Raw genomic sequence first — 23,644 nt, forward strand, 5'->3', positions numbered from 1 at the left:
GACGGTCGTCGAGCAGTGGTCAGTGCTGGTAGCCGTAGACGCCGCGCGCCTGGTCGCGGACGAGACGGCCCTTCTCCAGCTCGATGACGCGCTTGCGCATCTGGTCCACGATGTTCTGGTCGTGGGTGGCCATGACCACGGTCGTACCCGTCCGGTTGATCCGGTCGAGCAGCTTCATGATGCCGACGGAGGTCTGCGGGTCGAGGTTGCCGGTGGGCTCGTCGGCGATCAGCAGCTTGGGCCGGTTCACGAAGGCCCGCGCGATGGCGACGCGCTGCTGCTCACCACCGGACAGCTCGCCCGGCATCCGCTCCTCCTTGCCGCCGAGGCCGACCAGCTCCAGAACCTGCGGCACGGACTTGCGGATCTCGCCGCGCGACTTCCCGATGACCTCCTGCGCGAAGGCGACGTTCTCGCCGACCGTCTTGTTCGGCAGCAGCCGGAAGTCCTGGAACACCGTCCCCAGCTGGCGGCGCATCTGCGGCACCTTCCAGTTGGACAGCCGCGCGAGATCCTTGCCCAGCACATGCACCTGACCCTGGCTGCACCGCTCCTCGCGGAGGATCAGCCGCAGGAAGGTGGACTTTCCGGAGCCGGAGGACCCCACGAGGAACACGAACTCGCCCTTCTCGACCTCCAGGGACACATCCCTGAGGGCGGGGCGGGTCTGCTTCGGGTAGACCTTGGACACGTTGTCGAATCGGATCACGGATGCACCACAGGCCGTCGGGGAATGGATGGTCGAGACTGTACCGCTACCCGTCCTCGTGAGGGGCGCGGGGAACTGCGCGAGCGACCTCGGCGATCCCGGCGCCGTGCGACGAACGGCACCCGCCCCTTTTCCGGGCGCCCGCGCACGCACCGGGGGAACCTGGCACAGTGGAGGAGAAGGGGACCGGCGAATCAGCGGAACGCACCGGTTCCGCGAAGCGTTGAGGTGTGTGTGAGGCCATTGCAAGGAGGGCGAGGCGCATGACGTACGACCGGTTGGTGTGCGCGAACTGCGCGTCGCCCGTCGCCGAGGGCCGCTGCCATGTGTGCCGGGCCAGTCGCGAGCGGCTCCAGCAGGAGAATCCGTTCGCGGGCCTGAGCCCGATGACCCTGATCGCCCTCCTGGCGATCCTGATAACGGCTCTGGCGCTGCTCGCGCACCAGACGACGGCCTAGGGCGACGACAGCGGACACATGAGTGACCGGCGGGTACGCCCCGCCGGCGCGATCGGACACGACGAAGGCCCGGGGCTTGTCGCCCCGGGCCTTCGAACGTGCGGGGTGCCGTGCGTGATCGCGAGGGATCAGGCCGCGGCGCCGCGACCGCCCATCAGGCGGGGCAGCAGGCGGAAGCCGATACCGCCGACGATCATCGTGGCGGCGCCGACCAGCAGGAACGTGGTCTCGGCGGCACCCGTCTCGGCCAGCTCACCGCTGCCGGCGCCCTGAGCCTCGGCCTCGGAACCGGTGTCGGTCAGTTGCGAGGAGCCCTCTTCCTGGACGACCTCGTCGTTGCCGCCGTCGGGCTCGGTCCCGCCGGAGGTGGCGTCACCGCCGCCGGTGGTGGAGGAACCGCCACCCGAGGTGGAGTCACCACCGGTGGAGCTGTTGCCACCGGAGTTGCCGTTGCCACCGGTGGAGCTGTTGCCACCGGAGTTGCCGTTGCCACCCGAGTTGCTGTTACCGCCCGAGTTGCCGTTGCCACCCGAGTTGCCGTTACCGCCGGAGTTGCCGTTACCGCCCGAGTTGCCGTTGCCACCGTCGGTGCCGGTCGTCCCGGTCGTGCCGGTCGTCCCGGTCGTGCCCGTGGTACCCGTCGTGCCCGTGGTACCAGTCGTGCCGGTGTCACCGGTCGTGCCCGTGGTGCCCGTCGTACCGGTGGTGCCCGTGTCCCCGGTCGTACCGGTGGTGCCGGTCGTGCCCGTGGTGCCGGTGTCACCCGTGGTGCCGGTGTCACCCGTCGTACCGGCGGTGCCAGTGGTGCCCTGCGTGGCACCGATGGACGTGCCGTCCGTGTCACCCTCGGTGTCGACCGAGACACCGACGTCGGCGGAGACGCCGTTGCCGGTGTTGACGCCGATACCGACGCCGAGGTCGAGCGCGGAAGCGGCACCTGCGGCGGTCAGCGACGCGCCGGCGGCGATCACGGCACCCGCGGCTATTCGCGCCACGCGGATCCGCGTCTTCTTCGTCATATGGCTGCTACCCCCAGTAGCTCATCAGTAAATGGAGCAGCGCCCGGGGCCGCGATCAGCGGGGGCAGTCGGTAGCCTGCAAGATCCCCCGGTTCACATGCGTCCCAGTAATGCGCATGCCACGCGTCAGCCTTCCCAGTTTTCGAAGCAACGTCAAGGTCGTTGCGTACGCGATGTCCTGTTCATCGGGTTTGACCGCGGGAACGTCGTGTGAGTGTGACGTAAAACCCAGACATCCCCCTACAGAGAAGGCAACTGCCATCGCGTGGATGGCAGTTGCCTTATCGACAAAGCGCTGAGATTGTCCGGGACTTGGGGCGTGGCCGCGTCCCTTACTTCTCCTGCTGCTTGCGCCAGCGAATTCCGGCCTCGAGGAAGCCGTCGATCTCACCGTTGAACACGGCCTCGGGGTTGCCGACTTCGAAGTTGTTCCGCAGGTCCTTGACCATCTGGTACGGGTGCAGCACGTACGAACGCATCTGGTTGCCCCAGGAGTTGCCGCCGTCGCCCTTGAGGGCGTCCATCTTGGCCTGCTCCTCCTGCCGACGGCGCTCCAGCAGCTTGGCCTGGAGGACGTTCATCGCGGTCGCCTTGTTCTGGATCTGCGAGCGCTCGTTCTGGCAGGAGACGACGATGCCGGTGGGGATGTGGGTGAGGCGCACCGCCGAGTCGGTGGTGTTGACACCCTGGCCGCCGGGGCCGGACGACCGGTACACGTCCACGCGCAGTTCGGACTCGTCGATCTCGATGTGGTCGGTCTGCTCGACCACGGGGAGGATCTCGACGCCCGCGAAGGAGGTCTGGCGGCGGCCCTGGTTGTCGAAGGGCGAGATCCGCACGAGGCGGTGCGTGCCCTGCTCGACGGAGAGGGTGCCGTAGGCGTAGGGGACCTGCACGGCGAAGGTGGTCGACTTGATGCCGGCCTCTTCGGCGTACGAGGTCTCGTAGACCTCCGTCTTGTAGCCGTGCTGCTCGGCCCAGCGCAGATACATCCGCTGGAGCTTCTCCGCGAAGTCGGCGGCGTCGACGCCACCGGCCTCGGCGCGGATGTTGACGAGCGCCTCACGGGAGTCGTACTCGCCGGAGAGGAGCGTGCGGACCTCCATCTCGTCGAGGGCCTTCTTCACGGAGGCGAGCTCCGCCTCGGCCTCGGCGCGGGTGTCCGGGTCGTCCTCCTCCTCGGCCATCTCGAAGAGGACACCGAGGTCGTCGATACGACCACGGAGCGTGTCCGCCTTCCTGACCTCGGCCTGGAGGTGGCTCAGCTTGCTGGTGATCTTCTGCGCCTCGTCCGGGTTGTCCCACAGGGACGGCGCGGCCGCCTGCTCCTCGAGCACGGCGATCTCTGCCCTCAGCTTGTCGAGGTCCAAAACGGCCTCGATCGACTCCATGGTCGACGAGAGGGACTTCAGCTCTTCGGATACATCGACGACTGCCACGCCCCCAGCGTAACGGCTACGGCAACGTATCCCTCCCGGGTGGTTGCGAGCGCCTGTGAGCTCGGGGGTGCGCGGTTCGTCGGCGGGTGCGGGTGGGTGGGGGTTGTCCGCGCAGTTCCCCGCGCCCCTGAGAAGCGACCGGGGCTGCGCCCCGTGCCTTTCAGGATGACGGGCGGGCCGCAGGCCCGTTCCCTTCAGGGGCGCGGGGAACGGCGCGACCAGCCACACACACCCGCGGACGCCCCACCACAGCGGCCCCCGAGCTATTGGGCGCCCGGTCAGGGAGAACCCGGCGCTGAGTTCTTCGTGTCGGACGGCGCCCCGCGCTCCTCGTCCCCGGAGGTGACCGCCCACGTCCCCACTCCCACCGCGGCGATCAGCGCGACCGCCGCCGCGCCGAGTGTGATCCGGCGGCGGCGGGCGGTCGCCCGGTTCCGTGCGGACCCCGGCCGGGGCGCCCCCGCCGCCCGGGGCACCCGCGCGGTCCCGTGCGCACCCCCGGCCAGCTCGTCGGGCGCCGGCACCCGCATCGACGTGTGGGTGTCCCGGTTGGAGTCCGGCTTCGCGCCCGGCACCAGCGGCACGGCACCCCGCCGCACCCGGTCCCGGGGGGCGGCGGCCTCCGCCGGCGCCTCCTCGTACGCGTCCTGCGTCTCCGTGCCCGGCTCGTCGACGTCCAGCGGCGGCATCCCGGCCAGCAGCGGCAGCTGCTCCCGCAGCCGGGCCGCCAGCTCCGACGCCCGCAGTCGGGAGGCCGGGGCCTTGGCCAGGCACTGCACGAGCAGCTGCCACAGCTCCTCGGGGATGCCGGGCAGGGGGACGACGGTCTCGGTCACATGGCGGCGCAGCACCGCCCCCGGGTGGCCCCCGCCGAACGGGGTGAAGCCCGCCAGCAGCTCGTACAGGACCGTCGCGAGGGCGTAGATGTCCACGGCCGCCCTGGGCGGCAGGCCCTCGACGATCTCCGGCGCGAGATAGTCCGGCGTTCCGATGATCTTCGTGGCGCGGGTGCGCCGCGGCGAGTCGATCAGCTTCGCGACGCCGAAGTCGGTCAGCAGGGCGGGGTGGGAGCCGCCGGGGCCGAGCGGGCCCTGCATGTCCAGCAGCACGTTCTCCGGCTTGACGTCGCGGTGCACGATGCCGGCCGCGTGGGCCGCCGCGAGGCCGTCGGCCACGTCGGCCACGATGGCGACGGCCGCCTCGGGGGCCATACGGCGCTCCCGGTCCAGCCGGGTGCGCAGATCGGTGCCCCGGACGAGGTCCATGACGAGGGCGAGGTCGTTGCCGTCGACGACGAGGTCGCGCACGGACACCACGTTCGGGTGGTCGAGACCCAGCAGCGCCGTGCGCTCCTGGACGAAGCGGCTGACGAGCTCCTGGTCGGACGAGAGGTCCTCGCGCAGCAGCTTGATGGCGACGGGGCCCTCGGGACCCTCACCCAGCCACACCGTGCCGGCGCTGCCCCGCCCCAGAATCTGGTTCGCGGTGTACCGGCTTCCGATCTTCCGTCCCAAGACTGCTCCTACAGGCCGCGTGTTGGCGACAAAGCTACGCGCCCCGGGAGCCAACCTTCACCGCCGAGGCGGAAATCACCCCTCAGATGTCGACAAATCCCCAACACCGGCACCGCGCGGGCCAGTCGTCGCCCTCGCGGTCGTCACGGTCGTCGCCTACGCGGTCGTCGCCGCCGCGGTCGTCACTGGCCGGAACCGGATCCTCCGGAACCGGAGCCCGAGTCGCCCAGCTCGCCGATCCACTTGGTCGCCGTGTCGAACCAGTCCTTCAGCTGCTCCCAGTAACCCTTGCCCGTGCCGATCCACCCCTGGAGCGGGGTGAACTCCCAGATCAGCCAGCCCCCGACGAAGAGCAGGACGATCATGAAGAGGCAGCCCTTGAGGCAGCCGAGCCCCGGGATCCGCATGGGGTTGGCGCTGCGCTGACGCGGCTCGCGTGGCGGCCTCGGCTCCCGCTGCGGGCGCGGCGCGGGCTGCTGCGGCTGCGGGGCGGGCGCGTACCGCTGCGGCTGCTGGCGCTGCGGGGCGGGGGCGTACGGCTGGTGCTGCTGCGGTTGGCCGTAGCCGGGGGCGGGCTGCTGGGGGCGGCGCTGCTGGCGCTGCTGCCCGCGCGGCGGCTGCTGCGGCTGCGGGGGCTGCTGCGGCCGCTGGGCCTGCCGCTGGGGGCGGCGGCGCAGCGGGTCCTCGCCGGGGTCGAGGTACTGGATCTGGGTCTGTTCGTTGCGGTCGCGGGCCGCGCGCAGCTGGTTCTGCCAGGGGTGCGGCTCCTCCGGTCGCGGCCCGGCCGGGTCGTGCGGCGGCACGGGCGGCATGACGGAGGTCGGGTCGGCCCCGCCGGTCTGCGGGAGGACGGCGGTGGGGTCGGCCGCGCCCGCGGGCTGGTTGCCGGGACCCGAGGTGTGCGGGAGCACGCTGGTCGCCGCGTTCGGGTCGTACGCGCCGGCGCCGTGCGGCAGCACCTGGGTCGCGTCGGACGAGCCGAACGGCTCCGGGGCGCCACCCGGTACCGGCGCGGGGGCCGGGTCGGGGAGGAGGAGGTGGCCGACGCCCTCGGCGGCGGCGATCTGGAGGGAGTTGGCGTGCACTCCGACGCCCTCGGCGACGACGCGGAGCGCGCGGGCGAGGTTGACGGCGCTGGGCCGTTCGTCGGGGTTCTTGCGCAGACAGCGCTCAATGACCGTCCACAGCGGGTCGGGGACGGTGGAGGGGCGGCGCGGCTCGGCACTGAGGTGCTGGTGCAGCACTTCGAGGGCGCTCTGGCCGGCGAACGGCGGACGCCCGGTGACCAGCTCGTACAGCAGGATGCCGGCGCCGTAGATGTCGACGGCGGAGGTCTGCGGGCGGCCCTCGGCGGACTCGGGGGCGACGTACGCGGGCGTGCCGACGAACTCGCTGGTGCGGGTCAGCCCCGGGGAGTCGGCGAGGCGGGCGATGCCGAAGTCGGTCAGCATCGGGTGCATCTGGCCCGCGTCCTGCTGGAGCAGCACGTTGGCGGGCTTGAGGTCGCGGTGGACGACGCCGTCGGTGTGGCTGGCGGCGAGCGCGTCGGCGATCTGCGCGGTGAGCAGCGCGGCGGCGACGGGCGTGAACGGGCCGTTCTCGCGCAGGTAGCGGTGCAGGTCCGGGCCGTCGATCAGGTCCATGACGAGGGCCAGGAGATCGCCCTCGACGACGAGGTCGCGCACCCGGACGATGTTCGGGTGGGTGAGCCTGAGGAGGACGGAGCGCTCCCGCAGGAACCGCATCACGATGTCCGGGTCGCCGGCGAGCTCCTCCTTGAGGACCTTGATCGCCACGGTCTCCCCGGGGTGGCCCGGCACGGCCGCCTCGGCGCCCGCCGTCTCCCGCTGGCGGGCGCGCCAGACGGTGCCTGTGGCGCCGCGTCCAAGCGGCTCCTCCAGGAGGTACTTGCTCCCTACCGGCCGCACGTCATGCGCTCCCTGCTGCTTGCTTGCCCGACCCTGTCCCGCGGGTGTTCCGACCCACTGTAGTGCGGCCATCCCGGGACCAGGGGTCCTGTCGTCCTGTGCCTGCTGTGGCTTGCTGTGGCTTGCTCAATGTTCCCTGCCGTCCCGCGTACGCGGATACGTACGGGTTCCCCCGCACGTTCGATGGAAAGACGCTCTCCCCAGGCGCTCGGTTGCCCAAATCGGGCATGGGACAGACGTGACCGATCTCAAGTGATCAATTGGCGGGCACTGGTCAGGCACTTTTGGGGGCAGAGCCGACCAATCAAGATCACTTGGCGCCGGGCGGCGGGCGTGTTGTCGGCGGCAGGTGCGAGGATGCCTCCAGTACTGGCCGACGTGCCCGTGAGCGGTGGGGGAAGTCTGCGGTGGGGACCGCGCAGTCTCGTCCTCGTCGTCGCGGGTGCCCGCGCGGAAGGGACCGCAGACGGCGATGCAGATCCGGCTGACCGTCGTAGACCCGCTGGGACCGACCTCGGAGCCGCGAGGACGCGCCACGGCCTGCGACGTGCTGGTCACGGCGCCCGCGGGGACGGCGCTCGCCGCCGTGGCGTCGGGCCTCGCCTCCGCGGTCGGGGACGGCGGCGCCGCGCAGCCGGAGCGCGGCCGGGAGGCGGGCGGCCAGGTCGTGCTGTACGCGGGCGCCGAGCGCCTCGACGTCCAGCGCTGCACCCTCGGCGAGCCGCCCCTGATCGACGGCGCCGTGCTCTCCCTCGGCGCCCCCTCCGAGCCGGGCCCCGAGGTCGACGAGGCCGCCGCCCAGCTGCATGTCGTGGCCGGACCCGATGCCGGCGGTGTCCATCTGCTGCACGGCGGCAAGATCCACATCGGCCGCTCCTCCGACGCCGACGTCCCCCTGGACGACCCCGACGTCTCCCGCCTCCACTGCGCGGTCACCCTCTCCTCCGACGGCCGCGTCACCGTCGTCGACCTCGGCTCCACCAACGGCACCACGCTCGACGGCGAGCAGGTCGGCGACCGCCCCGTCCGCCTCACGCCGGGCGCGCTGCTGCGGATCGGCGAGTCGGCCCTCCGCCTGGCCTCCTCCTCCGGCACCCGCGGCGTCGCGACCACACCCGACGGCGAGGGCCACGTCCGCGTGACCGTGGCGGCCGAGGGCGGCACGGGCCACGGGGGTGTTTCCGGAGGCGCTTCCGGGGGTGACGGCACGGCGGAGGCGGCACGGGCCGCCGGGCAGCAGCGTACGGAGCAGAGGACGGAGCAGAGGCTGGTGCCCGGGCAGGGCGGGGCACCGGGGATCGAGCGGGCGGCGGGAGCGGCGGGGTTCGCGGGCGGGTCCGGGTCCTGGTCCGGCGGCCGGGATGCGGGGCAGGAGGGCGTGGGCGGGGGCTTCGGCGGCTCCCACGGCCCTGACGCTTCCCCGGGTGCCGGCGGCTCCGGGTCCCGGGGCGGTCCCGGGGACTCACGCGCGTCGCACCGGCCAGGCGGCCATGACGGTCCGGGCGGCGGGAGCGGCGCCGTCGACCTGCCGGGTCAGCGGGGGTACGGCGAACCCGACGACCTCCCCGGGTCCGGTGCATACGGCGGACCCGGTGCACCCGGCGCTTCCGGCGCACCTGGCGCTTCCGGCGCACCCGGTGACCTCGGTGAGGGCGCCGACACGCTGGGACCCGCCGGTTCCGGCACCCGTAAGGGCACGCCCCTGCGGGGCACGGACGTACCGCGCGGGGTGCGCAAGCGGGGCGGGTTCGGGGCCTGGGCTCGACGGCTGGCCGGGGGACGCGGGCAGACGGGGGCGGAGCACGACCCGTACGAGTACGACACGGAGTACGACGAGGACGAGCGCGGCGCCCTGGCGTCGCTGCTCCCCGCCGGGGGCGCGCGGCTGCCGGAGACCTGGCCGGACCCCGCCGCGCTGCTGCTGACCGCGCTGGGCCCGGGGCCCCGGCTGTGGGAGCGGGGGCCGGGCCACCCGGAGGCGCTGTCGGTGCGGCTGGGCACGGCCGACCGGGCCACGCCGGACGGCTCGGGTCTGCTGCCGGCGGTGCCCGTGACCACCGGGCTGCGTGAGGTCGGCGCGCTCGGGCTGGCCGGGCCGCGCCCGCGTCTGATGGGCCTGGCCCGTGCCGTCGTGGCCCAGCTCGCGGCGCTGCACTCCCCCGACACCCTCGAACTGACCCTGATCAGCGCCGACCGCTCCCGCCCCGCTGAGGAGCGCACGGCCGACTGGTCCTGGCTCGGCTGGCTCCCCCATCTGCGCCCCGCCCACGGCCAGGACTGCCGTCTTCTGCTCGCCTACGACCGCGAACAGGCCACGGCCCGGCTGGACGAGCTGCTGCGCCGTCTGGAGGACCACGCGGCGGACATGGCGGGCGAGCCGGGCACGGCGGGCCTCACAGGCCCCGGCGCCGACGGCGTGCCCGGCGGACGCCCCGCCCGACGGCCCTCGTGGGCCAAGGACGACCGGGCGGCCGGCGGCTTCCCGGGGCCGTACACGGTGGTGGTCGTCGACGGGGACCCCGGCGGTGCCGATGTGCGGGAGGCCGTGGTGCGGCTGGCGCAGGACGGGCCGGCCGCCGGGATCCATGTGGTGTGCCTCGCCGAGGCGGAGGCCGCGTCGCCCGCCTCGCCGGTGACGGAGACGTACGGGGCGGCCTGCGCGATCTCGCCCGCGTTCCGCGCGTGCGGGGCCGTCGCCCTGCTGAGCGGGGACGTCGCCACGGCGTTGCGGCTGCTGCGTGTCGCGCCGGCGCAGACCGCCGCGAGCGCCCCCGTCGGCGGCGTCGCGGCTCAGGCCCCGGCGTCGGCGCGGGGCGGGTCCGTGCGAGGTGGGGCCGAGCGCCTCGATCCGGTGGAGCACGCGCGCGGGGGCGGGGGGCGGCCCGGCTCCGAAGCCGTGCCGAGCCGTTCCCGTTCCGAGCGCCCCGGTGATCCGGGCCAGGCCGGCCGTCCGGCCCGCCCCGAACACTCCGGCCGTACCGGCGGGGCGGACTCCGGTTCCACGGGCCGTACGCACCCGCACATCGACCTCACGGGGGCCGTGGGGGCGGTCGGGGCCGTGGCGGACGAGCGCGCGCGACCCGGCGGCCACACCGACCGGCCCTCGCCCGACCCGAACCCGCCGGGACTGCTCAACCACGGCACGGTGGCCACGCTGGACGCGGTGTCCGCGGCGTGGGCGGAGCGGTTCGCGCGGGCGCTGGCGCCCCTGCGCACGGACGGTTCGGCCGGGGACCGCCAGACGCGCGTGTCGGCACCGTTGCCGCAGTCGGCCAGGCTGCTGGACGAGTTGGGGCTGGCGCGGGCCACCCCGGCGTCACTGATGGCCCGTTGGGCGGACGCCGCCGACGACACGACGGCGCTCGGCGGCCGGGCCTGGGCCGTGCTCGGCGCGGGACCGCGCGGGCCGGTGTCCGTGGACCTCGTGGCCGAGGGCCCGCATCTGCTGATCGAGGGGCCCGTGGGCAGCGGCCGTACGGAGTTGCTGCGGTCCGTCGCCGCCTCCCTCGCCGCCGCCGAGCGGCCCGACCGGCTGGGCATCGCCCTGGTGGACGGGCGGGACGGGAGCGGCGGCGGGGCTGCCGGGCGCGGCGGGGAGGGGCTGGGCGTCTGTACGGACCTGCCGCACGTGGGCACGCATCTCATGGCCAACGACCCGGTCCGGATGCGGGAGTTCGCGCAGTCGCTGAGCGCCGAGCTGAAACGGCGGTCGGAGCTGCTGGGCGGGCTCGGCTTCGCGGAGTGGCACACCCGGCGTGAGGTGGCGGGCCGGATCGTCCCCCAGCGTTCGGCGAGGTCGGTCTCCCGGTCCGCGCCGGGCACGCCGGGTTCCCCGGCGGCGGCCGGGGCGGCGGGCGGCGGCCAGGACGGCGCCGGGTCACCCGGCCGCGGGCCGACGGGCGCCGGGACCACCGGCGGTGGCATGGCCGGTGGTGGCGCGACCGGGAGCAGCGGCCCGGCCGGTGGCGGTGGCCTCGCCGATCGGGTGTCGGCCGCCGGGGGTGCCGCGGATCTCGACTCGTCGTCCAGTTCCACGCTGCGGCTGCGGCCGGGCGCGGGGCGCAGGGCCGCCGAGCAGGACGGGCAGCCGGGTGGGAGGGGCACCGAGCTGCCTCGGCTCGTCGTGATCGTCGACGACCTCGACGCGCTGCTGTCACCGCCGCTGGGTTCCACGGGCCGGCCGGCCGCCGGATCGGTCGTACGGGCGTTGGAGGCCGTGGCCCGGGAGGGCGAGCGGCTCGGGGTGCATCTCGTGGCCGCCGGTGCGGGGGGCCGGATCGGCGAGAGCGAGCTGGGGCGGGCGGCCGGGGGCCGGATCGTCCTCAGCGCGCCGCTGCCGGGGCCGGAGGAACCGTCGCCCGGCCGGGGCGAGTTGGTCACGCAGGGGCGTACGGCCCCCATCCCGTTCCAGGCGGGCCGGGTGACGGGGCGCATCCCCCGCACGGCGACCCTGCGGCCCACCGTCGTCCCCGTCGACTGGGCCCGCATGGGCGACCCGCCCACCCGCCGCCCCGTCCGCGAACTGGGCAACGGCCCCACGGACCTGGCCCTCCTCGCCAGCGCCCTCGACCGCGCGGCGAAAGAGGTGTCGGCGACGGAGGTTCCGTCCCTGCTGTAGTCCTCGGGGCCAAGGGACGCGTCCCCAAGGGGCGCGGGGAACTGTGCGAGCAACCACGGCACCACCCGCGCCCGCCACTCGCCAGTCCCCTCTCCCCCCACGGCGATCAGGCGCCCGCCCCCTCCCCGACCCTACCCATGGTCACGACGCGGTCACGATCAGGGAGTTGAGGGGGCAGGCGCTCTTGCCGCCCCCTGGCGCGCGGCGTAGACCAGAGCGCACGGGACAGCGCTTCTACGTTCGACGACGCACGGAGAACGGGGTCAGTGATGCGCAGCACGCTTCGTACACGCAACGCGAGGACCGAGCACGACGCCTTAGCCGCACCCAGGTGCGAGTCCAGGTCCAGTTCCAGGTCCACGACCAGAGCTCTCGCCGCACTCGCCGCGGGCCTCCTCGCCGTCTCCCTCTCCGCCTGTGGCGGGGACGACGGCGGTGACGGCGACAAGGGGACCGGCGGTGACGGCGGCGGCAAGCCCACCGTCCAACTCCCCGAGCTCGACGGCCAGAAGCTGGAGGTCGCGGCCGTCTTCACCGGCCCGGAGCTGGACAACTTCCAGAAGGTGCTGGACGAGTTCGAGAAACGCACCGGCGCCACGGTGAGCTTCGTACCGACCGGCAACAACACCTCCACGTTCCTCGGTACGAAGATCGAGGGCGGCAAGCCACCGGACGTGGCGTTCCTGCCCCAGGTCGGCGTGCTGCACCAGTTCGCCGAGAAGGGCTGGATCAAACCGCTCGGCAGCGAGGCCCAGGCCCAGCTCGACAAGAACTTCTCGGACGGCTGGAAGGACCTGGGCGCGTACGAGGGCAAGCAGTACGGCGTGTACGCGAAGGCCGCCAACAAGTCCCTCGTCTGGTACAACAGCTCGGCCTTCGAGGCGGCCGGCGTCACCGAGGAGCCCAAGACCTGGGACGACTTCCTCAAGACGGCGCAGACGCTGTCCGACGCGGGCTCCCCGGCCGTCTCCATCGGCGGCGCCGACGGCTGGACGCTCACCGACTGGTTCGAGAACGTCTATCTCTCCCAGGCCGGCCCCGAGAAGTACGACCAGCTGGCCAAGCACGAGATCAAGTGGACGGACCCCTCCGTCAAGGAGGCCCTCACCACCCTCGCCGAACTGTGGGGCAAGGACGAACTGATCGCGGGCGGGGCGTCCGGCGCCCTCCAGACGGAGTACCCGAAGTCGATCACGCAGACGTTCAGCGGTGACACCCCGGCCGGCATGGTCTTCGAGGGCGACTTCGTGGCCGTCACCATCAACGGCGACACGGACGCGAAGATCGGCTCGGACGCCAAGGTCTTCCCGTTCCCGGCGGTCGGCGACGCCTCCCCGGTGGTCACCGGCGGCGACGCGGCGGTGGCGCTGAAGGACGGCAAGGGCGCGCAGGCGCTGCTCACCTTCCTCGCCTCGACCGACGCGGCGGAGATCTGGGCGGCGCAGGGCGGCTTCCTCTCCCCCAACAAGGAGATGGACCAAGCGACGTACAAGGACGACGTCACCCGGGAGATCGCCAAGGCGCTGCTCGCGGCGGGCGACGACTTCCGCTTCGACATGTCCGACCAGGCGCCCGCGGCGTTCGGCGGCACCCAGGGCGTCGGCGAGTGGAAGGACCTCCAGGACTTCCTGAAGAACCCCGACGACGTGGCCGGCGCCCAGAAGAAGCTGGAGACGGACGCGGCCAAGGCCTACGGGAACGGCTGACGCCGTCATGCCGTCCGCCGTGGCGAAGACGGCGGGGGGTGCCGGCGCACTGCCGACGCCCCCCGCCGCACCGCGCAAGAGCGTGACGGGCACCCGGCTGTGGGTGGCGGTGCTGTTCCTGCTGCCCGCGCTGGTGCTGCTCGGCGCGCTCGTGGTCTACCCGATCGGGTACTCGGTCTGGCGGAGCCTGTTCGACGCCAGCGGCTCGGGCTTCGTCGGCCTCGACAACTACGCGGAGATCTTCACCGACGACGCCACCCTCGTCGCCGTCCGCAACACCGCGATCTGGGTGGCGGTGGCCCCGGCCCTGGTCACCGCACTCGGTCTGATCTTCGCGGTGCTGACAGAACGGGTGCGCTGGGGAACGGCGTTCAAGCTGATCGTCTTCATGCCGATGGCGATCTCGATGCTGGCCGCGGGCATCATCTTCCGGCTGGTGTACGAGCAGGACCCGGACCAGGGGGTCGCGAACGCGGTCGTGACATCCGTGCACGACGTGTTCGCCGACGAGTCCGTGTATCCGAAGGCGCGCCCCAACGCCCAGGTCAGCGATCTGCGGCCGTCCGGCGGCGGGTCGTTCACCACGGAGGGCGCCGTCCGCGCGGGCACCCCGGCGCTGCTGCCGCTGGTCGGGATCGCGCCGAACCGGCTGCCGGGCGACCCCGAGGACGCGAAGGCACCCAGCGGGAGCGGTGTCACCGGGACCGTCTGGCTGGACTTCCGGCTCGGCGGCGGCGGTGAGAAGGGCGCCGTCGACCGGGGCGAGAAGGCGCTGGAGGGCGTCAAGGTGGAGGCGGTGAAGGACGGGAAGGTCGTCGCCACCGCGACCAGCGGCGCCGACGGCACGTTCCGTCTGCCCGAGTCGGCCGACGGAGCACGGCTGCGGCTGCCGGGCTCGAACTTCGCGGCGCCGTACAACGGCATCGACTGGCTCGGCCCGACCCTGGTCACACCGGCCGTCATCGGCTCGTACGTCTGGATGTGGGCCGGTTTCGCGATGGTGCTGATCGCGGCCGGGCTCGCCGGGGTCGACCGGAACCTGCTGGAGGCGGCGCGGGTGGACGGGGCGAACGAGTGGCAGGTGTTCCGCCGGATCACGGTGCCGCTGCTCGCGCCGGTCCTGGTCGTCGTCCTCGTCACGCTGATGATCAACGTGATGAAGATCTTCGACCTCGTCTACATCATCGCGCCGCAGCCGACCCAGGACGAGGCCAACGTGCTCGCCCTGCAGCTGTACTTGGCGTCGTACGGCGGCGGGGGCGACTTCGGGCTGGGCAGCGCGATCGGTGTGGTGCTGCTGTTGCTCGTGCTTCCGGTGATGTGGGTCAACATCCGGCGACTGCGGAAGGAGCGCCAGCGGTGACCGCCCTCGAAAGCCCGGCCCCGGCGCCGGCCCCGAAGAACCCCGCGGGCGCGGAGCCCGTACGAGCCAGGCGCTCGCTCGCCGCCCGGGTGGCGAGCGGTGCGGCGGGGGGCGCGCTGCGGATCTTCCTGCTGCTGGTGGCACTGTTCTGGCTGGTGCCGACGTTCGGTCTGCTGGTGTCGTCGTTCCGCGACCCGACCGACATCGCCGAGTCGGGCTGGTGGAAGGTGTTCTCGGCGCCCGCCCAACTCACCACGAAGAGTTACGAGTCGCTCCTGGAGAACGACGGGATCACCGACGCGCTGTTCAACACGGTCTGGATCACGGTCCCGGCGACCCTGCTCGTCGTCCTGATCGGCGCGATGGCCGGATACGCCTTCGCGTGGATGGACTTCAAGGGCCGGGACTGGTGGTTCATGGTCGTGGTGGGGCTGCTGGTGGTGCCGGTGCAGGTGGCGCTGATCCCGCTGTCCGGGCTCTTCCGGGACCTCGGGATCTTCGGCGACATCATCGGTGTCGTCCTGTTCCACGTGGGCTTCGGACTGCCGTTCGCGATCTTCCTGCTGCGGAACTTCTTCGCGGAGATCCCGCGCGAACTGCTGGAGGCGGCGCGGCTGGACGGGGCGGGCGAGGTGCGGCTGTTCGCGACGGTGGTCCTGCCGCTGGCCGCCCCCGCGCTCGCGTCCCTCGGGATCTTCCAGTTCCTTTGGGTGTGGAACGACATGCTGGTCGCGCTGGTCTTCTCCAGCTCCGGCTCCCAGCCGCTGACGGTGGCGCTCCAGCAGCAGGTACGGCAGTTCGGCAGCAACATCGAGGTGCTCGCGCCGGGCGCGTTCATCTCGATGGTGATCCCGCTGGCCGTGTTCTTCGCGTTCCAGAAGCAGTTCGTGTCGGGGGTGATGGCGGGGGCGGTGAAGTAAGGGGTCGGGCGCGTCAGGAGTGGGGGCCAGGGGCTTCATCATGAAAAGCACGGGACGCGGCCCCGGGCGCTTTTCAGGGGCGCGGGGCTGTGACATGTGCGGCTCCGCCGCGTGGGCGCGAACAACCCCCACTCAGCCGCAGCCGAAAGACGACGCACAACCCCGTTCGCACCGACGCGCCCCCCGCCCCCGCAGTATTCCCCCGTATGGAACACGCACCGTAACCAAATCATCCCATCGGCCGTTTCCGGGCAGTATGACCGCGCCGACCCATGGATGTCCTCCTTGCCCAGGTTCAGTGTCATCGTCCCCGCGTACAAGGTTCAGGCATACCTGCACGAATGCCTGGATTCCGTGCTGTCCCAGTCCTTCACCGACCTCGAACTGATCGTCGTCGACGACGCCTCCCCCGACGGCTGCGGGGCGATCGCCGACGAGGTCGCGGCCCGTGACCCCCGCGTCCGACGCCCCGTACGGCTGCGGGAGAACGCCGGGCCGGGTACCGCCCGCAACAAGGGGACGGAGCTCGCCAGGGGCGACTACCTCCTCTTCCTCGACGGCGACGACACGCTCGCACCGGACGCGCTCCAGTCGATCGCCGACCGCGTCAAGGAGACCGGGGAACCGGATGTCCTCGTCCATGACTTCACCGGTACGACCTGGGCGGGGCTGCCCGTCCGCGCCGCGCACGACCACCGGCTCACCGAGGCGGGCTCGGCGCCGTTCCGCCTCGACGACCGCCCCGGTCTGCTGAACGTCCGCCCGGCAGCGTGGAACAAGGCGTACCGGCGGGAGTTCGTGGAAAACCATGGCTTCCGTTTCCCGCCCGGGATCCACGAGGACACGGTGTGGACGTATCAGGTGCTGATGGCCGCCGAGTCCGTCGCCACGCTCGACCGGGTCTGCGTCCATGTCCGCAGGCGCCGCCACGGCGGTCTCCTCGACCGGACCACGCGCGCGCACTTCGACGTGTTCGAGCAGTACGACCGGCTGTTCGCGTACGTCGCCGAGCGGCCGGAACTGGCCGTGTGGCGTCCGCTGCTGTTCCGCCGCATGGTCGACCACCTCACCGCGGTGTTCTCCCGGCGCGACCTGCTCCCGCGCGCCGCGCGCGCCGAGTTCCTGCGCACCGTCCGCGCGTACTGCGCCCGCTACCGCACCCCGGGCGCCCCGCTGCGCGCCCGCGCGCGGCTCCGGCATCTGCTGCTGCGACTGGGCAGCCCCCGTCTGTACGGGGCGCTGGGGGCGACGGCCCGCGCGGGCCGGGGCGCCGCCGGACTGGCGCGGGGCCTGGGCCGGCTGGTCCGGGGCGGCGGGCTCCGTCTGCACTACCGGGTCCAGCGGCTGCTGCCGCTGCGGGCCGACCGGGCGGTGTTCGCCGCGTACGACGGCCGCGGCTACGTGTGCAACCCGGCGGCGCTGGAGAACGCGTTCCGCACGTTCGTGCCGGGCATGCGCACCTCGTGGGTGGCGCGGCCGGAGCACCACCACACGCTGCCGGTGGCGACCCGGCGGGTACGGCCCGGCTCGATGGCGTACTGGACGGCGCTGGCCCGCTCCACGTACCTCGTCAGCAACGTCGACTTCGACCGTCGGCTGGTCAAGCGGGACGGGCAGGTGCTGGTGCAGACCCGGCACGGCACCCCGCTCAAGCAGATGGGGCTCGACCTCCAGGACCGTCCGGCGGCCGCGCGCGGCACGGACTTCGAGGCGGCGCTGCGGGACAGCGACCGGTGGGACTACGTCCTGTCCGGCAACCGCCACTCCACACTCGTCTGGGAGCGGGTCCACCCGTCCCCGTACACGACCCTCGAGTACGGTGCGCCGCGCAACGACGTGCTGTTGCGGGCCACCTCCGCGGACGTGGCGCGGATCCGCGAGCATCTGGGGATCCCGGAGGGCGCGGTCGCCCTGCTGTACGCGCCCACGCACCGCGACTACCGCCACTCGCAGCGCGCCCACCTGGACCTGGAGCGGGTGCTGCGCAAGCTCGGGCCGCGCTTCGTGGTCCTCGCCCGCGCGCACCACGCGTACGACGCGCCGCTGACGGACCTCGCGCACGGGCGGCTGCTGGACGTCACCGGGTATCCGAGCGTCGAGGGCCTGTGCCTGGCGTCCGACGCGCTCGTCACGGACTACTCGTCCCTGATGTTCGACTACGCCAACCTCGACCGGCCGATCGTGATCCACGCCGAGGACTGGGAGGCGTACGAGGCGGCGCGGGGCACGTACTTCGATCTGCGGTCGTTCCCGCCGGGCGCGGTGGCGCGCAGCGAGGACGAGCTGATCGACATCTTCGCGACGGGGCACTGGCAGGGGTCTCGGTCGGCGCAGCTGCGGGCGGCGTTCCGGGAGCGCTTCTGCCAGTTCGACGACGGGAGGGCGGCGGAGCGGGTGGTACGCCGGGTCGTGCTCGGAGAGGCGGAGGTCCTCCCGATCGTGCCGCTCGACGAACGCCGGCCCGCCCCGTCGGCGACGGCCGGCCGGGAGGCGCCGCCCCTGGCGTCCGTACCGGGCCAGTCCCGGTCGGGGGCGGACGACCCCTTGCGCGCCTAGGGGTCGCGTCCGGTTCGTCGACGAGTGCGGGCGGGTGGGGCCGTCGGAAAGCACGGGGCGCAGCCCCGGTCGCTTTTCAGGGGCGCGGGGAACTGCGCGGACAACCCCCACTCACCCGCACCCGCCAACGAACCCCCCGGCCCCTACCCACCAGGCGCCCCCCGATCCCGACCCCGAAAGGACAGAATGCCCCGCTTCAGTGTCATCGTCCCCGTGTTCAAGGTCCGGGGCTTCCTGCGCGAGTGCCTCGACTCAGTGCTGGAGCAGTCGTACCGGGACCTGGAGGTCATCGCCGTCGACGACTGCTCTCCGGACGGCAGCGGTGACATCCTCGACGCGTACGCCGCCCGCGACCCGCGCGTGCGGGTGCTGCACCTGCCGGCGAACGTGGGCCTCGGGCGCGCCCGCAACGCGGGCCTGCCGTACGCCACCGGGGACTTCGTGCTCTTCCTCGACAGCGACGACACCTTCACCCCTGGTGCGCTGCGCGCGCTGGCCGACCGGCTGGACGAGGCAGGCGACCCGGATGTGCTGGTCTTCGACTACGCCCGCACGTACTGGTGGGGCGGCACGCGCCGCAACTCCCTCGCGCATGTGCTGAAGGACGTGGGGGCCGGCACGTTCACGGTCGCCGAGCACCCGGAGATCCTCGAACTGCTGATGGTGGTGTGGAACAAGGCGTACCGGCGGGAGTTCGTGGAGGCGCACGGCTTCCGGTTCCCACCGGGCTACTACGAGGACACGCCGTGGACGTTCCCGGTGCTGCTGAGCGCTCGGCGGATCGCGACCCTGGACCGGATCTGCGTGGCGTACCGGCAGCGGCGGCAGGGCAACATCCTGTCCACCACGAGCCGCCGGCACTTCGATGTGCACGACCAGTACGAGCGGGTCTTCACGTTCCTGCACGCGCGGCCGGAGCTGACGCACTGGCGGCCGTTCCTGCGGCACAAGATGGCGGAGCACTGCCTGGACATCCTCGCCAAGCCGGACCGGGTGCCGGCACGGGACAAGGGCGAGTTCTTCCGGCGGACGGCCGGGCTGTACCGGAAGTACCGCACGCCGGACGAGGCGCCGGTGGCCCCCGAGTTCCGCGTTCTGGAGGGCAGTTGGGCGGCCTGCCGGGTCCGGCGGCAGGCCGCCCGGCTCCGTACGGCGCTGACCGCGCGCGGGGAGCGGGTGCGGGCGGCGGGTGCCGAGCGGATCCGGCGGAGCCGGTCGCTGGTGCACGAACGGCTGCCGCTGGACCCGCGGCTCGCGCTGTACTCGGCGTTCTCCCACCGGGGCATGCTCGGTGACCCGGCTGCGGTCTACCGGGCCGCGCGTGAGCTGGCCCCGCACATCCGGGGCGTGTGGGTGGTGCGGCCCGAGCTGGTGGGGACGCTGCCGGTGGGCGTCGAGTACGTGACGCCGGGCTCGCCCGAGTTCCTGCGGCTGGCCGCGCGGGCCACGTTCTTCGTCAACAACGTGAACTGGCCGTCCACCCCGCGCAGGCGGCCGGGCAGCGTGTACATCCACACCCATCAGGGCACGCCCCTGAAGTACATGGCCGCAGATCTGCCGCCCAAGCCGGGGGCACGGCTCGGGGTGGACGTGCCGCGGATGCTGCGCCGGGCCGACCGCTGGGACTACAGCCTGGTCGCCAACCGGCACTCGGAGCTGGTGTGGAGCAGGGCGTACCCGTGCGGGTTCGTGTCGCTGCGCACCGGCAGCCCGCGCAACGACGTGCTGGTGAACGCCGGGCCGGACAGCGGCGCGGCGGTCCGGGAGCGGCTCGGTATCCCGGCGGACCACACGGTCGTGCTGTACGCGCCCTCGCCGCGCGACTACCGGCGGGGCGGGCACGTCGAGCGTTTCGACCTGGCCCGGTTCGCGGAGGACCTGCGCCGGAGCCTGGGCGAACGCCACACCCTCGTCGTGCGGCTGCATCCGTCGCTCGCGGACGGGCCGGCGCGCGGGTTCGGGCTCGCGGAGCTGCACCGGCGGGGCGTGCTGGTGGACGCGACGGACGAGCCGCACGTCGAGGAGGTGATGCTCGCCTCCGACGCCCTGGTCACGGACTACTCGGCCCTGATGTTCGACTACGCCAACCTGGACCGGCCGATCGTGATCCACGCGGACGACTGGGGGGCGTTCACGGCCAGCCGGGGCGCGTACCTCGACATCACCGCCGAGGGCCCCGGCCATGTGTCCCGTTCGTACCGTGAGCTTGCCCGGCTGTTCGACTCGGGACAGTGGCGGGACGCGGAGTCGGCGCGGCTGCGGGCGGCGTTCCGGGAGCGGTACTGCGAGTTCGACGACGGCAAGGCCGCCGAGCGGGTGGTGCGGACGGTGATGCTGGAGGAGGTGGTGGCGACGGTGCCCGCCCGGAGCGCTCCCCGCGCCTCGTCCCTCGTCTCGTCATGAGTGAGCGCGCGTTCACGATCGGAGGGCGCGTGTCCACAGTCGGGGGGCGCGCCTTCACGGTGAGGGCGTGTACGTGGGTGGTGCTGCCGGCCGTGGGCTTCGCACTGTGCCAGCTCACGGCCGTCACCGGGCGCGCCGCGCTCACTCGATGTGGTGACGGCCCGCTAAGCGGATGACCTGATCCGGGAAGGGACGGCAAATGCCCTGCACCGGATCCGGTTCCGTCTCCCTGGACGGCGGCGCCCACCCCCGGCGCCGCCTCCGCGGCGCACTCGGGGCCACCGCGCTCCGCGGCGGCCGCACCCGTCTGACCCGGCGGCCGAGCCCGTACGTCGTGCTGGGCGGGCTGTTCTGGCTGGTGATGACCCTGGCGTACTGGCGGGTGCCGCTGTGCTGCGACTCCGGCCAGCACGCGGCGGTGATCGAACGCCTCCGCTGGGATCTGTGGCATCCGGCCCACCCGACGGCCGACCTGCCGGGCGCCGGCAGCCCGTACTACTCCCCGTACACGGTCGTCCAGGGCGTCCTCGCCCGGCTGACCGGCCTGAGCGGCTGGGCGCTGGTGAAGCTGGCCGGGCCGCTGAACCTGCTGGTGCTGCTCACCGGGGTCGGCCGGTTCATCCGGGTGCTGACGCCCCGGCCGTGGGCGCCGGTCCTCGCACTGCTGTTCATGACGGTGCTGTGGGGCACCGAGCGGATCGTGTGGAGCGGCTACCTCGGGCTGATGTCGATGACGACGAACCTCGGCTATCCGTCGACGTTCGCGATCGGTCTGACGTTCTGGGCGTGGGCGTGGACGAGTGCACGCGCGCGGGGCGGCGGTCTGCCGCGCGGGGTGCGGTACGTCGGCCCGAGCGGCCTCGGGAGCGCCTGGGCGTACGCGGGACTGGGCGCGCTGTACGGGCTGATCGTGCTGACGGACCCGATCACGGCCGTGGCCGCGCCGGCCGGGGCCGTCGCCGTGGTGGCGGCGTGGCAGCGCGGCTGGTGGGGGCCGGTGGTGGGGCGCTGGGCGCTGACGGGCGCGGTCGCCCTGGCGGTCGCGGTGGCGTGGCCGTACTACAGCGTCCTGCCGCCGGCCGGGAACACGAGCGTGGACGACATGCACCGACCGCTGTACACGGACATGGGCGGGCATCTGTGGCTGGCGCTGCTGGGGCTGCCGGCGCTGTGGGCGCGGGCGCGCAGAGCGCCGCGGGATCCGCTGGTGCTGATGTTCGGGGCGCAGTGCCTGTTGGTGGCGTACGGCTGGGTCAGCGGGCACCACACGTGCGGCCGGATCCTGGGGCTCGCCGCGGTGCCCCCGCAGTTCGCCCTGGCGGTGGAGCTGGCGGCGCCCCGGCCGTGGGGGTGGGGGCGGCGGGTGCTGGGCGCGGTGGCCGCCGCGGGGGTCTGCGTGGGGTTCCTGACCGTGCAGGCGGGGGCGGTCGTCCCCCGGTCACTGGACCCGGTCGGCTTCGCGCAGCCGCCGCGCTGGCCCGCGTACGCGTGGGCGGCGCGGCATGTGCGCGCGGGCGAGGTGCTGATCACCGACGGGTACTTCGCGGGGCACGCGATGGCCGGGTACGGGGTGAACATGGCGGCGCCCACCTGGCCCGACCCGGCGCTGGACGAGGCGGAGCGCGCGCGGCGGCACGCGGACGTCCGGGCGTATCTGGACCCGGCGGCCACGCGCGCGGAGCGCACGGAGATCGCCCGGCGGTACGGGGTGAGGTGGCTGCTGCTCACCCGGTGGCGCGAGGCGCCTCGGGAGGCGGTGGTCGTGGACTTCAGTCCGCGGACCGGGGAGGTGCTGGCGCGGATCCCTCCGTAGGGTGCGGATCGCTCCGTAGGGTGCGGATCGCTCCGTAGGGGTGGTGCGGAGCGATCCGCGCGCGACGCGCGACGGCCCGCGCGGCGACGGGCTACTCGATGACGAGCTCGACCGGGATGTTGTTGCGCGTGGCGTTGGAGTAGGGGCAGACCTGGTGGGCCTGCTCGACGAGCTTGCGGCCGGTGGCCTCGTCGACGCTGTCCGGGAGCTCGACGCGGAGGGTGGCCTTGAGGGCGAAGCCCTCGCCCTGCTTGCCTATGCCGACCTCGGCGGTCACGGCGGCCTCGCTGACGTCGACCTTGGCGGCGCGGCCGACCAGGCCGAGGGCGCTGGCGAAGCAGGCGGCGTAGCCCGCGGCGAACAGCTGCTCCGGGTTGGTGCCCTGGCCGTTGCCGCCCAGCTCCACCGGGAGGGCCAGGTCGAGGTCGAGCTTGCCGTCGTTGGTGACAGCGCGGCCCTCGCGGCCGTGGGTGGCGGTGGCGACAGCGGTGTAGAGCGCGTCCATGGGAAACCCATCCCTTTCACAGTTCACGTCACGTCCGGCGATCCGTCCGACCGCCGATCACGGCCCCAAGTAGAGCACACAATTCAATTGGGCACAACTAAATGGTGGGCGGCACGGTACCCTGGGGGCATGACCAGCGCCATTCCATTTCCCGAGGGGGTCTCCGAGGAGGAGTTCCTCCGCCTGGACCGGCAGATCTGCTTCTCCCTGCACGCCGCCTCGCGCGCCTTCAACGGCGTCTACCGGGTGGTCCTCAAGGAACTGGGGATCACCTACCCGCAGTACCTGGTGATGCTGGTGCTGTGGGAGCAGGGCGAACTGCCCGTCAAGAAGCTCGGCGAGTATCTGCGGCTCGACTCCGGGACCCTGTCCCCGCTGCTGAAGCGCCTGGAGACCGCCGGTCTCGTCCGGCGGGAGCGCAGCGCCCGCGACGAGCGGTCCGTCGAGGTGCGGCTGACCGAGGAGGGCACCGCCTTGCGGGAGCGCGCCCTGGCCGTGCCGCGCCGGATCTTCTCCGCGACCACGTTCGACGTCGACGAGATCCGCGACCTGCGCGACCGCCTGGACCGCCTCACCGCCGCCCTGGACGAGGCGGCACTCCAGGAGCCCACGGCCCGCTGACGCACCCTCCACCGGCGAGCCCTGTCAACGGACGCCGGAGGACCGCCCTAAGACGCCGGAGGACCGCCCTCG

Annotated in this window: 15 protein-coding genes; 9 read left to right on the forward strand and 6 right to left on the reverse strand. The window is 73.1% G+C overall.

The window, feature by feature from the left end; translation table 11 throughout:
* Positions 1-19: 19 nt before the first annotated feature.
* Positions 20-709 (reverse strand): cell division ATP-binding protein FtsE, encoded by a 690-nt coding sequence (gene ftsE / locus ACZ4Z3_RS03630; protein ID WP_009320785.1) that lies wholly within the window; start codon positions 707-709, stop codon positions 20-22.
* A gap of 263 nt (positions 710-972) precedes the next feature.
* On the opposite strand from ftsE, the gene ACZ4Z3_RS03635 reads away from it, so the two are divergent.
* The gene (locus ACZ4Z3_RS03635) at positions 973-1,167 is read left to right on the forward strand and encodes a hypothetical protein (RefSeq protein WP_055518486.1); all 195 of its coding nucleotides are present in this window, start codon (positions 973-975) and stop codon (positions 1,165-1,167) included.
* Positions 1,168-1,295: 128 nt separating this feature from the next.
* Here ACZ4Z3_RS03635 and ACZ4Z3_RS03640 read toward each other — a convergent pair whose 3' ends face one another.
* From ACZ4Z3_RS03640 to ACZ4Z3_RS03655, 4 genes are all read right to left on the reverse strand, one after another.
* Positions 1,296-2,186 (reverse strand): hypothetical protein, encoded by an 891-nt coding sequence (locus tag ACZ4Z3_RS03640; RefSeq protein WP_468499462.1) that lies wholly within the window; start codon positions 2,184-2,186, stop codon positions 1,296-1,298.
* Positions 2,187-2,518: 332 nt separating this feature from the next.
* Positions 2,519-3,625 (reverse strand): peptide chain release factor 2, encoded by a 1,107-nt coding sequence (gene prfB / locus ACZ4Z3_RS03645; RefSeq protein WP_107464201.1) that lies wholly within the window; start codon positions 3,623-3,625, stop codon positions 2,519-2,521.
* 278 nt (positions 3,626-3,903) lie between these two features.
* Positions 3,904-5,139 (reverse strand): serine/threonine-protein kinase, encoded by a 1,236-nt coding sequence (locus tag ACZ4Z3_RS03650; protein ID WP_468499463.1) that lies wholly within the window; start codon positions 5,137-5,139, stop codon positions 3,904-3,906.
* A 182-nt stretch (positions 5,140-5,321) separates the two neighbouring features.
* Entirely contained in the window at positions 5,322-7,067 is a 1,746-nt protein-coding gene (locus ACZ4Z3_RS03655) for a serine/threonine-protein kinase (RefSeq protein ID WP_468499464.1), read from the reverse strand.
* A 472-nt stretch (positions 7,068-7,539) separates the two neighbouring features.
* On the opposite strand from ACZ4Z3_RS03655, the gene ACZ4Z3_RS03660 reads away from it, so the two are divergent.
* The 7 genes from ACZ4Z3_RS03660 to ACZ4Z3_RS03690 all read left to right on the forward strand — a co-directional run bounded on the left by ACZ4Z3_RS03660 (position 7,540) and on the right by ACZ4Z3_RS03690 (position 22,446).
* Positions 7,540-11,685, forward strand: a complete 4,146-nt coding sequence (locus tag ACZ4Z3_RS03660) for an FHA domain-containing protein (RefSeq protein WP_468499465.1) — start codon at positions 7,540-7,542, stop codon at positions 11,683-11,685.
* Between the two features lie 269 nt (positions 11,686-11,954).
* A complete protein-coding gene (locus tag ACZ4Z3_RS03665; RefSeq protein ID WP_468499466.1) occupies positions 11,955-13,391 on the forward strand; it encodes an ABC transporter substrate-binding protein in 1,437 nt (478 codons plus the stop codon).
* 7 nt (positions 13,392-13,398) lie between these two features.
* Complete coding sequence (locus ACZ4Z3_RS03670; RefSeq protein ID WP_468499467.1) at positions 13,399-14,754, forward strand: carbohydrate ABC transporter permease; 1,356 nt, start codon at positions 13,399-13,401, stop codon at positions 14,752-14,754.
* A complete protein-coding gene (locus ACZ4Z3_RS03675; protein WP_468499468.1) occupies positions 14,751-15,674 on the forward strand; it encodes a carbohydrate ABC transporter permease in 924 nt (307 codons plus the stop codon). Before ACZ4Z3_RS03670 ends, ACZ4Z3_RS03675 begins: the two co-directional genes overlap by 4 nt.
* A gap of 276 nt (positions 15,675-15,950) precedes the next feature.
* On the forward strand, positions 15,951-18,230 hold the full coding sequence (locus ACZ4Z3_RS03680) for a bifunctional glycosyltransferase/CDP-glycerol:glycerophosphate glycerophosphotransferase (protein WP_468499469.1): 2,280 nt from the start codon (positions 15,951-15,953) through the stop codon (positions 18,228-18,230).
* 186 nt (positions 18,231-18,416) lie between these two features.
* Positions 18,417-20,633 (forward strand): bifunctional glycosyltransferase/CDP-glycerol:glycerophosphate glycerophosphotransferase, encoded by a 2,217-nt coding sequence (locus tag ACZ4Z3_RS03685; protein ID WP_468499470.1) that lies wholly within the window; start codon positions 18,417-18,419, stop codon positions 20,631-20,633.
* A gap of 199 nt (positions 20,634-20,832) precedes the next feature.
* Complete coding sequence (locus ACZ4Z3_RS03690) at positions 20,833-22,446, forward strand: hypothetical protein (RefSeq protein WP_468499471.1); 1,614 nt, start codon at positions 20,833-20,835, stop codon at positions 22,444-22,446.
* A gap of 91 nt (positions 22,447-22,537) precedes the next feature.
* On the opposite strand, the gene ACZ4Z3_RS03695 is transcribed toward ACZ4Z3_RS03690, so the two are convergent.
* Entirely contained in the window at positions 22,538-22,951 is a 414-nt protein-coding gene (locus ACZ4Z3_RS03695) for an organic hydroperoxide resistance protein (protein ID WP_055516810.1), read from the reverse strand.
* A gap of 129 nt (positions 22,952-23,080) precedes the next feature.
* Between ACZ4Z3_RS03695 and ACZ4Z3_RS03700 the strand changes: the two genes are divergently transcribed.
* On the forward strand, positions 23,081-23,572 hold the full coding sequence (locus ACZ4Z3_RS03700; RefSeq protein WP_468499472.1) for a MarR family winged helix-turn-helix transcriptional regulator: 492 nt from the start codon (positions 23,081-23,083) through the stop codon (positions 23,570-23,572).
* The last annotated feature ends 72 nt before the right edge of the window (positions 23,573-23,644 follow it).

It is taken from the genome of Streptomyces sp. NPDC030296, assembly GCF_055572815.1.